We start from the raw sequence: 16,847 nt of genomic DNA, 5'->3' as shown, positions 1-16,847 counted from the left end.
GCCAGCAGGCCCGGCAGTCAACCGGTACTCGTACTTTTTTCGTACTTAACTCGTACTTGGCGGAATCAGCGGCCGCCCATAATGGCGATGTAATCCCGAGTCCAGCGGCTGTAGGAAACACAGCTGCCCTGGCTGCTGCAGTTGGAGGTCGGGGTCTTCCAGAAAAACACCTGGTCGAAGTTGTCCATCCCATTGGTCTTACAGCCCTCGGCACCCAACAGCTCATTGCCATCACAGGCGGCGGGCACCGCCGGAACCGAACCAAACCAGGACGCCAGGTCGCCTTGCAACTTGGGCGTGATTGACCAATTGAGCCACTCGTAAGCACAGTTCGGATGCGCGGCATCCGTGGCCAACATGGTGGTGTCGGCCCAACCCGTCACCCCTTCTTGCGGGAACGCAGTGGCAATCGGGGCACCTTCCGACATCAGGATATTGGCCATAAAAGGCCAGCTGCTGGAGGCCACCACGCCTTCGTTTTTGAAATCACTCATCTGCACGTTGTAGTCGTGCCAGTAGCGATGAATCAGGCTGTGTTGCGCACGTAATACCTCCAGTACGGCGTTGTACTGGGTTTCATTCAGTTCGTACGGATCCTTGATGCCCAGTTCCGGGCGGGCAGACTTCAGGTACAGCGCGGCATCGGCCAGATAGATGGCACCGTCATAGGCCTGCACCCGACCCTTGTTGGACTGGCCATCTGGCAAGGTTGTGGCTTCAAACACCACGCTCCAGCTGTCCGGTGCCTGTTTGAACACGTCGGTGTTGTACATCATCAGGTTGGGACCCCACTGGAAGGGCACGCCGTAGTGTTTGCCATCAAGGGTAAACCAGGGCGCGTTTTGCAGACGTGGATCGATGCTGTTCCAGGCCTTGATCTTGCTGGTGTCGACCGGTTGCACCCGCTTGCCGTAAATCAGTCGTAACGAGGCATCACCGGATGCTGTAACCAGGTCGTAGCCGCCCTTGGACATCAGGCTGACCATCTCGTCCGAAGTCGCTGCGGTTTTGACATTGACGGAACAACCGCTGGACTGCTCAAAGCCGCTGACCCAGTCATAGGCGGGGTCGGTATCGCCGCGTTCAATGTAGCCGGGCCAGGCGATAATATCGACGCGGCCTTCTCCCTGGGGGCCAGCCAGCGCAGTCAGTGCGCTGGCAGCCAACAAGGTGCTGAGTATCAGATGACGTGTTGCCATGGGGTTTTCCTCTGCCTGAACGTATGGAAGGCTTGCGCCGGTTTAACGTCGTGTCCCGAGCGCCGCTACGGATGGCGGAAGCTGTGGAACGGGATGCAACGAGGGCTTCAGGCTAAAGCGAGGGGTTTGTCTGGCTCCAATTGTTAATTAAGAAAGAAGCCTTCTAAAAAAACGATAGCCAAGAAAAAATTAGCGGTGGTATATCCAAAACAGATTGTTAATACTGGCGTAAGCCCCGGTATTTACTGGAAAACCCTTGTCTGGTGTGGGTGACGGACGAGTGTTGGCCACCGCCATCAGGGTCAAGCAGTCGTCGCCGGTGTGAGTGACATTGCTAACAATGAAGACATGTACTACGTCACCATGACCCCCTTGGACAACCCCTCGCGGAGCACCTGTTTTGCCATGATGAGCCTGCGCCAGATTCGATACTTTATTGCCATTGCCGAAACCGGGTCGGTATCGGCGGCGGCGCAGGCGGTGCCGATTTCGCAGTCGACCCTCACCACCGCCATCAAACAGCTGGAAGATGACCTCGGCGTCACCCTGTTCAGTCGGCACGCCAAGGGCATGGAACTGACGCACCAGGGCCATCAGTTTTTGCGTCAGGCACATCTGGTGCTGGCATCGGTAGACAACGCCCGTCGCAGCCTGCAACAAAGCACCGATGAAGTGGCTGGCGAGCTGACCGTCGGCGTGACCAGTCTGGTGGCCGGATATTATCTGGCTGATCTGCTGGCGCGCTTCCAGCGCATTTATCACCGCGTCAAATTACGGGTGGTTGAAGATGACCGGGACTATATCGAGCATCTGTTAGTCAGTGGTGAGATCGATGTCGGGGTGTTGATCCTGTCGAATCTCAAATACCTCAGCGCCCTGAATACCGAAGTACTGACCTTTTCCCATTACCGTCTCTGGTTGCCGCCCGATCACGAACTGCTGCAGCTCGACAGTATCGGCTTCAAGGATTTGCTGCATGAACCGCTGATTCTGCTTAACGTCGATGAAATGGAACAACGCATTCGTAACCTCTGGGCACCGGCCGCCAGCAAGCCCACCGTCAGCCTGCGCAGTGCCTCGGTGGAAGCGGTGCGCAGCCTGGTATCGGCAGGCATGGGAGTGGCGCTGATGCCGGATATGACCTACCGGCCATGGTCGGTCGAAGGCGATACCGTCGAGGCTCGTCGTATCACCGAAGTATCGGAAACCCTCGATATCGGTCTGGCCTGGCGTCGTGGCGGTGCTCGCAATCCGCTGATTGACCTGTTCCTGCCAGTGGCTCGGGAATCCCTGCCAGTACGCCATAACCACGCCAACAGCTGACGATCTGCCCAAGAGAGAAAACCCATGAATGCCAATAAGCTGCCGACGAACATACTGATACAGGGCCAGCGTATGGCCGGAGACGGAGAGGCTGAAGCCGTCATCAACCCGCGTACGGGGGAGTTATTGATCAGCTTGCCGCAGGCATCCGCCGAGCAGGTTGATGCTGCCGTAGCCGCTGCTCGTCAGGCCGCCAGAGTATGGAAACAAACCAGCCCCGGCGAACGGGCGGCGATGCTGCTGGCCATCGCTGCCGGTATCGATGCCCGCGCTATGGAACTGGCACAGCTGGAAGCACTGAATTGCGGCAAACCCTTGCATCAAGTGGTCGAGGACGACGTACTGGCCACTGCCGATGTGTTCCGCTTTTTTGCTGCGGCGGTGCGTTGCCAGACTGCCCCGGCCGCAGGGGAATACTTACCCGGCCACACCAGCATGATTCGCCGCGACCCCATTGGCGTGGTGGCCGCCATTGCCCCCTGGAATTACCCGCTGATGATGGCCGCCTGGAAAATTGCCCCGGTAATCGCCGCCGGCAACACCATGGTGTTCAAACCGTCGGAACAAACGCCACTGACGGCGCTGGTATTGGCCGATATTCTTGACGCGGTATTGCCGCCTGGAGTCGTCAACATAGTGCTGGGCCGAGGCGACAGCGTGGGCAGCCAGCTGATCAACCATCGTCATGTTCGAATGGTGTCACTGACCGGGGATATTTCTACCGGACAAAAAGTTTTGCAGGCAGCGCGGCGCTCGATCAAACGCACTCATCTGGAACTGGGCGGCAAAGCCCCGGTGATTGTGCTGGCAGATGCCAACCTCGATGCCGTGGTCGAAGGGGTGGGTCGTTACGGCTACTACAACGCTGGGCAAGACTGCACCGCCGCTTGCCACATCTACGCGGATGCCAGTATTTACCAGCCGCTGATCGAAGCACTGGCGAAGAAAGTCTCCTCGCTGACCTTTAACCAGGCTGACGACCGTTGTAATGATCTCGGCCCGCTGATCAGCCAGCGCCAACGCAACAGCGTCGCCAGCTTTGTCGAACGGGCGCTCGAACAGCCTCATATCCAGTTGCTGGCAGGTGGGCAGATACCCGCAGGGCCTGGCTTTTATTACCAGCCTACCTTGCTGGCCGGTGCCCGCCACGACGATGAAATTGTGCGCCGCGAAGTCTTCGGCCCGGTGGTCTCCGTTACCTCTTGCCCAACTGCGCAACAAGCCATCGACTGGGCCAACGACTCCGAATACGCCCTGGCTTCATCGGTCTGGTCTGGACATATCGGCCGTGCCATGGCCACCGCCAGCCAGCTCGAATACGGCACCACCTGGATCAACAACCACTTCATGCTTCCCAGCGAAATGCCCCACGGCGGCCTGAAAAGCTCCGGTTACGGCAAAGACCTCTCCGCCAGCGCACTGGAAGAGTTTTCCGTCGCACGACACATCATGCTGAGCCATCGGTAACCGTTATCAGGCTTGCTTGGTTTGACTCAGGGTTACCTGTTTTTCATCTTTTTGGACTGGGTTGTGGTTTTTATGTGAATTCAGGTTTTTCGCGCATGCCCTCTAACACTACTGATGTTTATGCAGGAGTGAATTTATTTCCGAACACCGCATCTGCGGCAAGACGGACAGGGACGTAACACCGCATCTGCGGCAAGACGGACAGGGATGTAACACCACGTCTGCGGCAAGACGGACAGGGACGTAACACCACGTCTGCGGCAAGACGGACAGGGACGTACCACCACGTCTGCGGCAAGACGGACAGGGACGTACCACCACATCTGCGGCAAGACGGACAGGGACGTACCACCACATCTGCGGCAAGACGGACAGGGACGTAACACCGCATCTGCGGCAAGACGGACAGGGACGGAGCCCGTCCCTACGGCGGCGGATCAGTTTGTTTTTGCTGCCAGCCTGTTCGCGGCTTGCTGATGGCTGTTGCGCAGTGCACCAATATCAACTCCTGCTACTTCGCCTTTTTCCACTTTCCAGTGTCCGGCCACCATCACGTAGTCGGCTTGGTGGGCTCCGCATAACAGCAGGGCGGCGAGTGGGTCGTGGCTGCCGGAGAAGCGCAGTTCGTCGAGGTTGAACAAAGCCAGGTCGGCTTGTTTGCCAACGGCGAGGGTGCCGATGTCGTCGCGGCCGAGTACACGGGCGGAGCCCTGGGTTGCCCAGCGCAGGGCGTCCTGGTGGGTGACGCTGGAGGAGCCGTATTTGAGCCGTTGCAGGTACATGGCCTGACGCGTTTCCTGAATCAGATTCGAGCAGTCGTTAGAGGCGGAGCCGTCAACTCCGATCCCTACCGGGCTGCCAGCGGCTTCGAGGTCTTTGACCGGGCAGATACCGGAGGCCAGCATCATGTTGGAAGTTGGGCAGTGGCAGATGCCCACACCGGCGGCACCCAGACGGAGGATTTCATTGGCGTCGAAGTGGATGCCGTGGGCCAGCCAAGTGCGGTTGTGCAGCCAGTTGACGCTGTCGAGGTAATCCACGGTGCGCAGGCCAAACATTTTTTGGCAGAAGGCTTCTTCGTCGAGGGTTTCTGCCAGATGGGTGTGCAGTCGTACCTGATGTTTGGCGGCCAATTCGGCGCTGGCAAGCATGATGTCGCGGGTGACCGAAAACGGCGAGCAGGGGGCCAATGCCACTTGCACCATGGAGCCTTCGGAGGCGTCGTGGTAACGGCTGATCAGACGTTCGCTGTCGGCCAGAATGGTCGCTTCGCTTTGTACTACATGCTGTGGTGGCAAGCCGCCGTCGTCCTGGCCGAGGCTCATGGAGCCACGGGTCAGTGTGACTCGCAAGCCAACTTCCCTGGCGGCATCGGCTTGTATATCAATAGCGTCGGTGAGGGTTTGCGGGAACAGATAATGGTGGTCGGCGGCGGCGGTGCAACCGGACAACAGCAGCTCGGTCAGGGCCAGTCGGGTGGCCTGATGGAGCATGTCGGGTTCGAGCCCGGCCCATACCGGATACAGGGTTTGCAGCCAGGGGAACAGTTCCTTGTTGAGCGCGGCTGGCAGGGCACGGGTAAGGGTCTGGTAAAAGTGGTGATGGGTGTTGATCAGGCCCGGAATCAGCACATGGCGGCTGGCGTCGAATTGCTGGTCAAAGTGGATGGGCTGTTGCCCGGCCGCCACGACTTCGACGATTTTGCCGGACTGGATCACCAGTCCGCCACGGGCGTCTTCGTCAGCGTTGGTATGAATCGCCAGCGGGTTGGCGATCCACAGTCTTGCGCTTGCAGTGATGCTGTTCATGGTCATATTAACTTTTTGCGTAGAAGGCTTTGCCGAGGGACATCGGCGCGACAAGGCGGCTGCGGCTCTGGTTGCTGGACAGAATCACCAGCACCACCACCGTGGCCAGATATGGCAGAATCGCCAGCAGGTTGGGGGATACGGCAAAACCGAGCCCCTGAAAAACCAGATGCAGAATGCTGGCAAGGCCAAACAGCCAGGCTCCCAGTAACACCCGTTCGGCTTTCCAGCTGGCGAACACCACCAGTGCCAGCGCAATCCAGCCGCGTCCGGCGCTCATGTTTTCTGCCCACAGCGGGGTGTAGGCCAGTGACAGATAGCTGCCCGCCAGACCGGCCATGGCACCACCAAACATAATGGCCAGATAACGGGTCTTGAGCACCGGCAGGCCAATGGCGTTGGCGGAGTGGGGGTTTTCACCCACGGCTTTTAAAATCAGGCCAGGGCGGGAATATTTGATAAACCAGTAGACACCACCAAACAGCACAAACGACAGATAGACAATCAGATCCTGACCAAAAATCATGCGGCCAATCAGTGGCAGATCGGTCAGTAGCGGAATAAAAATTGGATCGAGGCCTTCGATCGGCTTGCCAACAAAATCCGCACCGATAAAGGCCGACAGACCGGTGCCGAAAATGGTTAATGCCAAGCCGGTAGCCACCTGATTGGCGCTCAGTTCCATGGTAATGGCGGCAAAGATCAGCGACATCAGTATGCCGGCCACAATCGCCAGTACAAAGCCCAGTATCAGGCTGCCAGACAGCAACGCCACCACAAAACCCACCACGGCGCCCATCAGCATCATGCCTTCCTGGCCGAGGTTAAGGACGCCGCTTTTTTCACAAATCAGTTCGCCCAGTGCCACAATCAGCAGCGGTGTGCCGGTACGTACCATGGCGTAAAGTATGTTGGTAATCAGATCGATATCCATGGTTTTATCCCTGTGTATTGGTGGCGCTGGCAGACATTGTACGGGTGGATGGGGTGCCGGGTTTACGGCTGACCCAGCGAATACGGAAGCCAATCAGAACGTCGCAGGCGAGCAGATAAAACAGCAGCATGCCCTGGAACAGTCCGGTTAATGCCAGTGGCAAGCCGAGGCTTATCTGGGCCATTTCACCGCCCATGTACAGCAGCGCCATCAGTAAGGTCGCCAGCACGATACCGACTGGATGCAAACGCCCGAGGAAGGCCACAATGATGGCGGCATAACCGTACCCCGGGGAAATGTTCGGAATCAGCTGACCAATCGGTCCAGCCACCTCACTCACTCCGGCCAGTCCGGCCAGTGCGCCACTGAGCATCAGGGCAAAGTACACCAGGCGTTTTTCCTTGAAGCCGGACAGCCGCGCAGCGCTGGCATCGAGCCCCATCACCTTGATCTGGAAACCGTAAAAACTGCGGCTCATCAATACCCATACCGCGACGACGGCGAGCAGGGCCAAGGCCAGACCAAAGTGAATGCGAGTGTCTTCAATCAGGATAGGCAGGAGCGAGAAATCCGAAAACATGGCGGATTCCGGAAAGTTAAATCCGTCCGGGTCTTTTAATGGCCCGTGTACTGCCCACAACAGAATATTAAGGGCGATGTAATTCATCATAATGGTGGTAAGGATTTCGTTGGTGTTGAAGCGAACCTTTAACAGCGCGGCAATCCCGGCCCAGAACACACCGCCGATGGCGCCAAATAACAGCACCATGGGGAGTACCCAGCTGGATTCCACCTCGATCAGTTGCAGCGCCATATAGCTGCCAAACAGGCCGCCCATTAGCAGTTGACCTTCGGCACCGATGTTCCAGATTTGCGCCTTGAACACCACCGACAATCCAATGGCACAGAGCAGAATGGGGGTGGCTTTGACGCACAGTTCGGCAATGCCATAGGTATCCGAGATGGGCACGTAGAGAATGGTGACCAGTGCCTCCCAGGGGTCGACCCCCAGCAGGGTGAACAGTATTACGCCAGTGAGCAGGGTCAGCAGCGCCGCCAGTACTGGCGACAGGTAGGCCATGAGTTTGGAGCGCTCGCCCCGAGGTTCCAGTTTGATCATGCCTCTTCTCCCTGAGGGGTTTTAGTCGGCGGCGGGCTGGTGGGGGTACTGAAGTCACCTGCCATCATGCGGCCCAGCTCTTCAATGGAAGATTGTGGTGTCGGTTTGACCGGCGATAACGCGCCATCACAAATGGCACCGATGCGGTCGGAAATCAGAAATAATTCGTCGATGTCTTCCGATACCACCAGAATGGCAGCCCCCTGATCACGCAGGGTAATCAGCGCTTTATGAATCGCTGTCGCGGCACCGATGTCAACGCCCCAGGTAGGATGAGCGGCAATCAGAATTTTCGGGTTTTGGAGAATTTCCCGACCGATAATGAATTTTTGCAGGTTGCCACCAGAGAGGCTGTCAGCCTGGGCATGACGCCCGGCAGTTTTGACCTTGTAGTCCTGAATAATTTTGTCGGCGAAGGCTTCTGTCTTGCGCCAGTTCACCATACCTTTCTCCACCAGTCCGGTGAGGAAGCCAGTGAGCAGGGCGTTTTCGGTCAGACTCATTTCCGGTACGGCACCACGACCGAGGCGCTCTTCCGGTACAAAACCCAGCCCCAGTGCACGGCGCTGATCCGGCGGCAGGTTGGCGACGTCGACACCATTAAAAGCCAGTGTACCCGCAGGGCAACGTGTTTCGCCGCTGAGACTGGCCAGCAGTTCTTCCTGACCGTTACCGGCGACCCCGGCAATACCGACGATTTCACCGCTATGTACTGTCAGGTTGAGATTGTTCAGATGCACACCAAACGGATCATGGCTGCGCAGGCTCAGTTGTTGTACTTCCAGCACCGGCTCGCTGCCAAGTACTTTGGGGTAGGTGGTGCTGACCGGAGTATCGTCACCGACCATCATTTTGGCCATGCTGGTGGTGTCTTGCTCGGCGGGAATACAGGCACCGGACACGCGCCCGCCACGCAGCACCGTGGCCTTGTGGCACAGAGCTTTGACTTCGTTGAGTTTGTGGCTGATAAACAGAATGGAACAGCCTTCGCTGGCCAGCTTGCGCAGGGTGATAAACAGGGTATCGACTTCTTGCGGAGTCAGTACCGAGGTGGGTTCGTCGAGAATCAGCAGTTTGATGTCCTGCACCAGACAACGGACGATTTCGACCCGCTGGCGTTCGCCCACCGACAGGGTATGAATCTCGCGCTCGGGGTTAATCGCCATGCCGTATTTTTCTGACACTGTACGGATTTTTTCCGCCAGCGGCCCCAGCTCGCCCGCTTCATCACCCAGTGCCAGGGCGATGTTTTCGGTGACGGTGAGGGTATCGAACAGCGAAAAATGCTGGAACACCATACCAATGCCCATCTTGCGAGCGTGCGCGGGGTCTTTTACTTCCAGTGGCAGGCCATCCCACAGCAGTTCGCCTTTGTCTGGCTTCACCAGACCATAGATCACCTTCATCAGGGTACTTTTGCCAGCGCCATTTTCACCCAGCAGGGCATGAATTTCGGCTGGGGCGATAGCCAGGTGAACATCGTCATTGGCCAAACAGCCAGGGTACTGTTTGGTGATGCCACGCAGGCTGAGCCTGGGTGGTACAGGTTGATTGGGCACGGGCTGTTCCTCTCTGCTGAAGGTTCCGGGGTTGACCTCCCGGTTGCAGTATTGTTATGGATCTTAACCCAGTGAGCAAAAAGCTGGCCAACTGGTCAGAATTTTTTTGTTAAGCCGTCAGAGTGACTGGTATAGTAAATGCTTTACATGACCGATCGGTCAGGTTTTGCGGGGCTTCAGAGCCAGCCTCAGGAAAACCACCATAAAATTCGGGGAAAACGCTGTTGTAACTTTAAATTCCCTTAAAAATCATTAGGTTATGAATTAGTTGCCGATATAAGTAGCTAATCGGAGGAAGCAACATTGATTCGCTTTTTATTCAATGATCAGTTACGCGAAGTAGATGATCTTGCTCCAGACCTGACCATTCTGGAGTACCTGCGCACTGTCGAAGTGCAACGAGGCACCAAGGAAGGTTGTGCATCTGGCGACTGTGGTGCCTGCACCGTGGTGGTGGCTGAACCTTCCTCTGTCGAGGGCTCTGCTGACGGCTCTCCAGAGGGTTCTGTTACAGGCAAGCTGACCTATAAAAGTGTTAACAGCTGCATCACCTTTGTGGGCAGTTTGCATGGTAAACAGCTGATCACAATAGAAGCCCTGAAAGCGCCGGGACAGCCATTACATCCTGCCCAACAAGCCATGGTGGATTGCCACGGTTCACAATGTGGTTTCTGTACCCCCGGTTTTGTGATGTCGCTGTTTGCACTCAGCAAGAACAGTACACCGGTTACTGCCGTTAACGCATGTGATCCGGCCAACCCCGATGCCCACACCCGCCATGACATTGATCTGGCACTGGGTGGCAACCTCTGTCGTTGTACCGGTTATCGGCCGATTATTGAAGCCGCAGGCCATGTACTGGCCGCAGCCGCTAACGATCATGCCAATGACCACTTCAATCACCAGGAAGCGCAAACCTGGCAGCAGCTGCGGGATCTGGCCAGCGCCACCGATACGGGTTCTCTGAATCAGGGGGATCGGCACTTTTTTGTGCCGCAAACCCTGCAGCAACTGCTCGACCTGCGTTGCCAGTATCCTCATGGCCGTCTGGTGGCCGGGGGCACTGATCTGGCGCTGGAATATACCCAGCAGCTAAAGCCGCTGGATGTGCTGATTTACACCGGCCAGGTGGCGGAGTTGCAGCATATTCAGGTCAGCAACAGCCGCCTGATGATCGGTGCCGGTGTCAGCTACAGCGCGGTTATGGACACCCTCAAACAGCATCTGCCGGAATTCGCCCGCATGATGGAACGGCTGGGGGCGCTGCAGGTGCGTAATCAGGGCACCATGGCGGGCAACGTCGCCAATGCTTCTCCTATTGGTGATACACCGCCGGTGTTGCTGGCGCTGGATGCCATTGTGCATGTTCACAGCCCGGCCGGAGCCAGCCGGATTGCCATCAAGGATTTTTTTAGCGGTTACCGCCAGACCTGTTTGCCAGCGGGTGGGGTCATTAGCCAGATTGAAATTCCCCTTGATAAAACCGATTGGCATCGTTGTGTGTTCAAGGTTTCCAAACGCTTTGAAGACGATATTTCCGCCGTGCTGGCAGCGCTGATGTTCAAGGTGGAAAACGACGTCATCACCGCTGCCCGGCTGGCGTTTGGTGGCGTGGCGGCAACACCCTTGCGTGTTGAAGCTGCCGAACAGGCGCTGATTGGCCAGCCCGCCACGCTGGCCGGTATTCGCGCCGCCCAAACCGTATTGGCACAAACCCTGACCCCCCTGACGGACGTCCGCGCCAGCGCTGCTTATCGCTTGCAGCTGGTGCAGAACCTGCTGGCCCGCGCGGTACTGGAATACCAGCAGCCCCACGCCACACTGGAGGTTGCCCACTATGCGTAACGTCACCCTGCCCGAACACAACACGGGGCTGGCCGAAACCGGACCATTGGCCAACAGTGGCCTGGCCGGACAGGATATTGTCAGCGCTGTGCTGGGCAAACCGTCGCCACATGAAAGCGCCATTGGCCATGTCAGCGGCAGCGCCCGTTATGTGGATGACATGATAGAACCCGCCAATTGTCTGCATGCCGCCGTGATTCGCAGCAGCATCGCCGCCGGACAGATAACCCGGCTGGATCTGACCGCCGTCAGCAACAGCCCAGGTGTGGCAACCGTGATGACGGTGGAGGAACTGACCGGCCACGTGGATATTGGTCCGGTATTCCCCGGCGACCCGATTATGACCTCCAGCGAGGTGAAGTTTTTTGGCCAGTGTATTGCCGTCGTGGCCGCCACCACCGAACTGGCGGCGCGCCGCGCAGCACAACGGGCCATTGTTGAATACGAAACACACACGCCCCTGCTCGACCCTCGCGAGGCACTGGCACAAGCACGTCTGGTGCGCCCCAGTCATCGCATGATCAAGGGCAATATTGCCGACGGTATGGCGGCGGCAGCGCATATTCTCGAAGCCGAACAAGCGGTCGGTGGGCAGGAACATTTTTATCTGGAAGGGCAGGTTTCGCTGGCCTTACCCGGCGAAGACGGCGGCATGCTGGTGTACACCTCCAGTCAGCATCCCAGTGAAGTGCAAAAGCTGGTGGCGGAAGTGCTGGACGTCCCACTGAACCGTATTACCGTGGATATGCGCCGTATGGGCGGTGGTTTTGGCGGCAAGGAAAGCCAGGCCGGGCAGTGGGCCTGTCTGGCGGCGTTGCTGGCGGCAAAAACCGGGCGGGCGGTAAAAATGCGTCTGCCGCGTCAGGACGATATGGTGATGACCGGCAAACGGCACCCGTTTGCCAACCGTTACCGTATCGGTATCGACTCGCAAGGACAGATTCTGGCGGCCGATATAGAGGTTATTGGTAACTGCGGCAACTCCCCGGATTTGTCCGATGCCATTGTGGACCGCGCCATGTTCCACGCCGATAACTCCTACTACTTGCCCCATGCGGTGATAGACGGCCACCGCGCCTTTACCCATCAGGTGTCGCATACCGCCTATCGGGGCTTTGGTGGCCCGCAGGGCATGATGATTATTGAACGGGCGATGGACGACATTGCCCGTACCGTTGGCCAGGACCCGCTCACCATCCGCAAACTCAATCTGTACGGCACCAGCACGCATAACCCGGATCGCACCGTGACGCCCTACCATCAGCAGGTGGAACACAACAGCCTGCCGGAGATGATTGAACAGCTGGAGCACAGCAGTGATTACTGGGCGCGTCGTACGGAGATTCACCAGTGGAATCAAGCCAGCCCGATTCTCAGACGCGGCCTGGCTCTGACACCGGTGAAATTCGGTATTTCCTTCACCTTGCAGCATCTCAATCAGGCCGGAGCGCTGATTCATATCTACACCGATGGCTCGATTCAGGTAAACCACGGTGGCACCGAGATGGGGCAGGGCCTGCATACCAAAGTGGGGCAGATTGTGGCGCAAACCCTGGGGGTCAGCAGCGAGGTGATTCAGGTCACCGCTACCCGTACCGACAAGGTGCCCAACACCTCACCAACGGCGGCCTCCAGTGGAACCGACCTGAATGGCAAAGCGGCACAGAATGCCGCCCTGACCCTGAAACAGCGGCTGACCGGGTTTCTGGCGGCGGAAAAATCGGTAGCAGAAGAGGCCATTCGTTTTGCCGACGGGCGGGTATTCTGGGGTGAGACCGACACCGACAACACCTCCTTTGCCGAACTGGTACAAGCCGCTTATGTCGGCCGGATTTCGCTGTCGGCTACCGGTTATTACCGCACGCCAAAAATCCATTACGACCGCAGCAGCGCTTCCGGTCGGCCGTTTTTTTACTTCGCCAATGGCGCGGCAGTTGCCGAGGTGGTGATCGACACCCTCACCGGTGAATACAAGGTGTGCCGGGTGGATATTCTCCACGACGTTGGCCGCAGCATTAACCCGGCCATCGACCGTGGCCAGATTGAAGGGGGTTTTATTCAGGGCATGGGCTGGCTGACCACCGAAGAACTGGTGTGGCACAACGATGGCCGTTTGCTCAGTAACTCCCCGGCGACCTACAAGATTCCGGCGATTGGTGACACACCACCGGTATTCAACGTCAGCCTTTATGAGCAGGCCAACAACGAAGCCACGGTCTACAACTCCAAAGCCGTGGGCGAACCGCCGTTTATGCTGGCGATTTCGGTCTGGTCGGCCCTGCGTGATGCCATCAGCAGTCTCAGTAACTACCAGCTCAGCCCCGACCTCGACACCCCGGCCACGCCCGAACGGGTGTTAAAGGCGGTGATGGCGATTCAGACCGATATGCTCGACAAGGCCGTTGCCAATGGCGAGGACTGCTGATGAATACCCCCTCGCGCCCGTTAAACTGGTCGCAAGCGCTGGCCGACTGCCAGCGTCGCGGCCAGCCTCATGTACTGGTCACCGTGATCAGCACCGGTGGCTCCACGCCGCGTGCCTCTGGCAGCAAAATGCTGGTATTGCCGGATAACAGCATCGACACCATTGGTGGTGGCCAGCTGGAATATCAGGCACTGCAGCAGGCGCGGCAGTTATTGCGGCACCATGAACCGCAACAGCAGATCCAGCAGGTTTTGCTGGGAGCGGACGCCGGGCAGTGTTGTGGTGGTTACGCCACCTTGCTGTTTGAAAGTTACCCCGCCCGCGCAGCCGCGCTGTGGCTGTTTGGTGCCGGTCATGTTGCCAGCGCCCTGATGCAGATTCTGCAACAGCTGCCGCTGCCAACCCGCTGGATCGACAACCGCCCGGAACTGTTTCCGCCAGCCGATTCCCTTGCCGCCCATATTGAATGTGTGGTGGCCGAGACGCCGGAATCCCTGCTCGAACAGGCGCCACACGGCAGCCGTGTGCTGATTCTTACCCATGACCACGCACTGGATTACCGCCTGGCTGAAACCGCCCTGCGGCTGCAGCGTTTTGCCTCTATTGGTGTGATTGGTTCGGTTACCAAGGCCAACCGCTTTCGTTACCGGCTACGTCACAGTGGTATTGACGAACAGCAGTTAGAGCGCCTGCAATGCCCGGTGGGGCTGGCCAGCGTGGGCGGCAAGTTGCCCATGGAAGTGGCGGTGTCGATTGCTGCCCAGCTGATCGCCCAGTATCAACACATCGACCAGTATCAACCAGCAGCAGAGTCGCAGCACTCCGGGCGCAACACGGGTGTTCCTTTGCCAACCCTGAAAGCGCTGATGCGTCAGGACAAGGCGCGCAACCAGATTCTGCCTGAATCTCTGTCAGAACTTCACAAGGCGACCTCATGATGACACTTGAGCAACTGAACCAACTCTCAGCCGCTGACGCCGCTACGGCGTTTGCCCAATGCTGTGTCAGCCAGCGCTGGATTCAACAGATGATAGCCGCCCGGCCGTTTGCCTCGCTGGAACAGCTCTACCGTGCTGCTGATGATATCTGGCAAGGGCTGGAAGAAGCGGATTATCTCGAAGCCTTTGAAGGTCACCCGAAAATTGGCGACGTTAGCTCGCTGCAACAAAAATACGCCAGCACCAAGGCACTGGCGGCCGGTGAACAGTCCGGCGTCAACGCTGCCAACGACGCCATTATCAACGCCCTGGCAGAGGGTAATCAGTCTTACGAACAGCGTTACGGGTTTATTTTTATCGTCTGTGCCAGCGGCAAAAGTGCTGCCGAAATGCTGGCTCTGTTGCAGGCCCGGCTGAACAACAACCGCGCCACCGAAGTACAGAACGCCGCTGACGAGCAGGCCAGAATCACCCGGATTCGTATTAACAAATTACTGGGCATCGCCGGGTAAGCAGAAGACAGGAAACAACACCATGATCACCACCCACGTACTGGACACCGCACTGGGCCAACCCGGCAGCGGTATTGAGGTGAGCCTCTGTCGTCAGCACGAGAGCAGTCAGGATCAGCTCGGCTGGACAAGCGTTAGCAAGGGAATCACCAACCACGACGGCCGTATCCCCGGCTGGCTGGATGACAAACCGGCGCTGTTGCCCGGTATTTACCGCATTCGTTTTGAACTGGACGACTATTTCAGCAAGCTTGGGCAAAGCGCTTTTTACCCCTTTGCTGAAATTGTCTTCCGGGTGGAAAACCCGGCGCAGCACTTTCATATTCCGCTGTTGTTAAGCCCGTTCAGCTACTCGACTTACCGAGGTTCATAAGCATGATCCAGGTATTTCGAGGCTCGTTGCTGTTTTTCACCAGTGACCCGCTGCAAGACGGTGATGCAGCGTATCAGTGGATTGAAGACGGCTTGTTGTGGGTTGGCGAGAGTGGCCTGATCGAGCGTGTTGGTGCGTATGAGCAATTGGCCGGGCTCCTGATCGAACAACAGACAGAACAACAGATCCAGCTGCTGGACTACAGAGGCAAAATTCTGCTGCCGGGGTTTGTTGACTGCCATATCCATTATCCACAAACCGAAATGATTGCCGCCTACGGCACCCAGCTGCTCGACTGGCTGCAAACCCACACCTTCCCGGTGGAAAGCCGCTTCAGTGATTACGATTATGGCGTCAGTATTGCTGAACGTTTTGTTACGGAACTGCTGCGTAATGGCACCACCACCGCACTGGTGTTTGGCACCGTACACCCGCAGTCGGTGGAGGCGTTTTTCAGCGTGGCGCAACAGCACCGGCTGCGCATGATTGCCGGTAAGGTCATGATGGACCGCCATGCGCCTGAATCCGTACTCGATACGGCTGAAACCAGCTACCACGAATCAAAAGCCCTGATCGAAAAATGGCACGGTGTTGACCGTCTCAGCTATGCCGTTACCCCGCGTTTTGCCCCCACCAGCACACCTGCACAATTGCATATGGCCGGACGCCTGTTAGCAGAATTTCCCGATGTGTATCTGCATACCCATTTGTCTGAAAACGTCGATGAACTGGCCTGGGTACAAAGCCTGTTTCCAGACTCAGAGCATTATCTGGACGTTTACGATCAGGCCGGTTTGCTGGGAAGCCGCAGCATTTTTGCCCATGGCATTCATCTGTGTGACGACGAATGCCAGCGTCTGGCCAGCAGTGACTCGGTGCTGGCACATTGCCCGTCATCCAACCTGTTTCTGGGCTCGGGCCTGTTCAACCTGAAAAAAATGGACGACTACGGCATTCGTGTCGGCATTGGTTCTGACGTGGGTGGTGGCAGCAGTTTTTCGGCGTTTGATTCACTGGCCGATGCCTACAAGATCCAGCAGCTGCAACACCACAATCTTGACCCGTTCCGGGCGCTTTATCTGGCCACACTGGGCGGTGCCAAAGCGCTGTCGCTGGATAACAAAATCGGCAGCTTCCAGCCCGGTATGGAAGCCGACTTTATTGTGATGGACCCACAAGCGACGGATTTTCTGGCCTTCCGTACGGCGCATTGTCACAACCTTAAAGAAACCCTGTTTGTCCTCAACACCCTCGGCGACGACCGCGTAATTGCCGCCACCTATATTCTTGGCCAACTGGCCCATCAGCGAGATTCGCACCACGTGCCTCAGGGGGAAAACTGAT

Annotated in this window: 13 protein-coding genes; 8 read left to right on the top strand and 5 right to left on the bottom strand. The window is 57.5% G+C overall.

Features of this window, described 5'->3' with window-relative positions:
* Nucleotides 1-65: 65 nt before the first annotated feature.
* A complete protein-coding gene (locus WG929_RS04860) occupies nucleotides 66-1,199 on the bottom strand; it encodes an ABC transporter substrate-binding protein (RefSeq protein ID WP_416205118.1) in 1,134 nt (377 codons plus the stop codon).
* 321 nt (nucleotides 1,200-1,520) lie between these two features.
* Between WG929_RS04860 and WG929_RS04855 the strand changes: the two genes are divergently transcribed.
* Both WG929_RS04855 and WG929_RS04850 read left to right on the top strand, forming a co-directional pair.
* The gene (locus WG929_RS04855) at nucleotides 1,521-2,522 is read left to right on the top strand and encodes a LysR family transcriptional regulator (RefSeq protein WP_416205117.1); all 1,002 of its coding nucleotides are present in this window, start codon (nucleotides 1,521-1,523) and stop codon (nucleotides 2,520-2,522) included.
* A 24-nt stretch (nucleotides 2,523-2,546) separates the two neighbouring features.
* The gene (locus WG929_RS04850; protein ID WP_416205116.1) at nucleotides 2,547-3,989 is read left to right on the top strand and encodes a gamma-aminobutyraldehyde dehydrogenase; all 1,443 of its coding nucleotides are present in this window, start codon (nucleotides 2,547-2,549) and stop codon (nucleotides 3,987-3,989) included.
* A 437-nt stretch (nucleotides 3,990-4,426) separates the two neighbouring features.
* Here the strand turns inward: WG929_RS04850 and WG929_RS04845 are convergent, their stop codons facing one another.
* Genes WG929_RS04845 through WG929_RS04830 form a run of 4 tightly spaced genes read right to left on the bottom strand, consistent with a single transcriptional unit; the run spans nucleotide 4,427 to nucleotide 9,410 of the window.
* A complete protein-coding gene (locus WG929_RS04845) occupies nucleotides 4,427-5,797 on the bottom strand; it encodes an 8-oxoguanine deaminase (RefSeq protein ID WP_416205115.1) in 1,371 nt (456 codons plus the stop codon).
* A gap of 7 nt (nucleotides 5,798-5,804) precedes the next feature.
* Complete coding sequence (locus WG929_RS04840; RefSeq protein WP_369856491.1) at nucleotides 5,805-6,731, bottom strand: ABC transporter permease; 927 nt, start codon at nucleotides 6,729-6,731, stop codon at nucleotides 5,805-5,807.
* Nucleotides 6,732-6,735: 4 nt separating this feature from the next.
* Nucleotides 6,736-7,851 carry an ABC transporter permease gene (locus WG929_RS04835; protein WP_369856492.1) on the bottom strand — a complete coding sequence of 372 codons (1,116 nt, stop codon included), beginning with the start codon at nucleotides 7,849-7,851 and terminating at the stop codon, nucleotides 6,736-6,738.
* Nucleotides 7,848-9,410, bottom strand: a complete 1,563-nt coding sequence (locus WG929_RS04830) for an ABC transporter ATP-binding protein (protein WP_369856493.1) — start codon at nucleotides 9,408-9,410, stop codon at nucleotides 7,848-7,850. The genes WG929_RS04835 and WG929_RS04830 overlap by 4 nt, the downstream gene beginning before the upstream one ends.
* A 303-nt stretch (nucleotides 9,411-9,713) precedes the next feature.
* Between WG929_RS04830 and xdhA the strand changes: the two genes are divergently transcribed.
* From xdhA to guaD, 6 genes are read left to right on the top strand one after another with little or no spacing between them, the layout of a single operon-like run.
* Entirely contained in the window at nucleotides 9,714-11,255 is a 1,542-nt protein-coding gene (xdhA, locus tag WG929_RS04825) for a xanthine dehydrogenase small subunit (protein ID WP_416205114.1), read from the top strand.
* The gene (gene xdhB / locus WG929_RS04820; protein ID WP_416205113.1) at nucleotides 11,248-13,680 is read left to right on the top strand and encodes a xanthine dehydrogenase molybdopterin binding subunit; all 2,433 of its coding nucleotides are present in this window, start codon (nucleotides 11,248-11,250) and stop codon (nucleotides 13,678-13,680) included. Before xdhA ends, xdhB begins: the two co-directional genes overlap by 8 nt.
* Nucleotides 13,680-14,618, top strand: a complete 939-nt coding sequence (gene xdhC / locus WG929_RS04815; RefSeq protein WP_416205112.1) for a xanthine dehydrogenase accessory protein XdhC — start codon at nucleotides 13,680-13,682, stop codon at nucleotides 14,616-14,618. The genes xdhB and xdhC overlap by 1 nt, the downstream gene beginning before the upstream one ends.
* On the top strand, nucleotides 14,615-15,130 hold the full coding sequence (gene uraD / locus WG929_RS04810) for a 2-oxo-4-hydroxy-4-carboxy-5-ureidoimidazoline decarboxylase (protein WP_416205111.1): 516 nt from the start codon (nucleotides 14,615-14,617) through the stop codon (nucleotides 15,128-15,130). The genes xdhC and uraD overlap by 4 nt, the downstream gene beginning before the upstream one ends.
* A gap of 22 nt (nucleotides 15,131-15,152) precedes the next feature.
* Complete coding sequence (gene uraH, locus WG929_RS04805; protein ID WP_416205110.1) at nucleotides 15,153-15,503, top strand: hydroxyisourate hydrolase; 351 nt, start codon at nucleotides 15,153-15,155, stop codon at nucleotides 15,501-15,503.
* A gap of 2 nt (nucleotides 15,504-15,505) precedes the next feature.
* Nucleotides 15,506-16,846: a guanine deaminase gene (gene guaD / locus WG929_RS04800; RefSeq protein WP_416205109.1), complete on the top strand. Its 1,341-nt coding sequence runs from the start codon at nucleotides 15,506-15,508 to the stop codon at nucleotides 16,844-16,846.
* The last annotated feature ends 1 nt before the right edge of the window (nucleotide 16,847 follow it).

The organism is Oceanobacter antarcticus (genome assembly GCF_044962685.1).
Classification (GTDB): Bacteria; Pseudomonadota; Gammaproteobacteria; order Pseudomonadales; family Oceanobacteraceae; genus Oceanobacter; species Oceanobacter antarcticus.
This window is presented reverse-complemented; position numbering and strand designations above follow the sequence as displayed.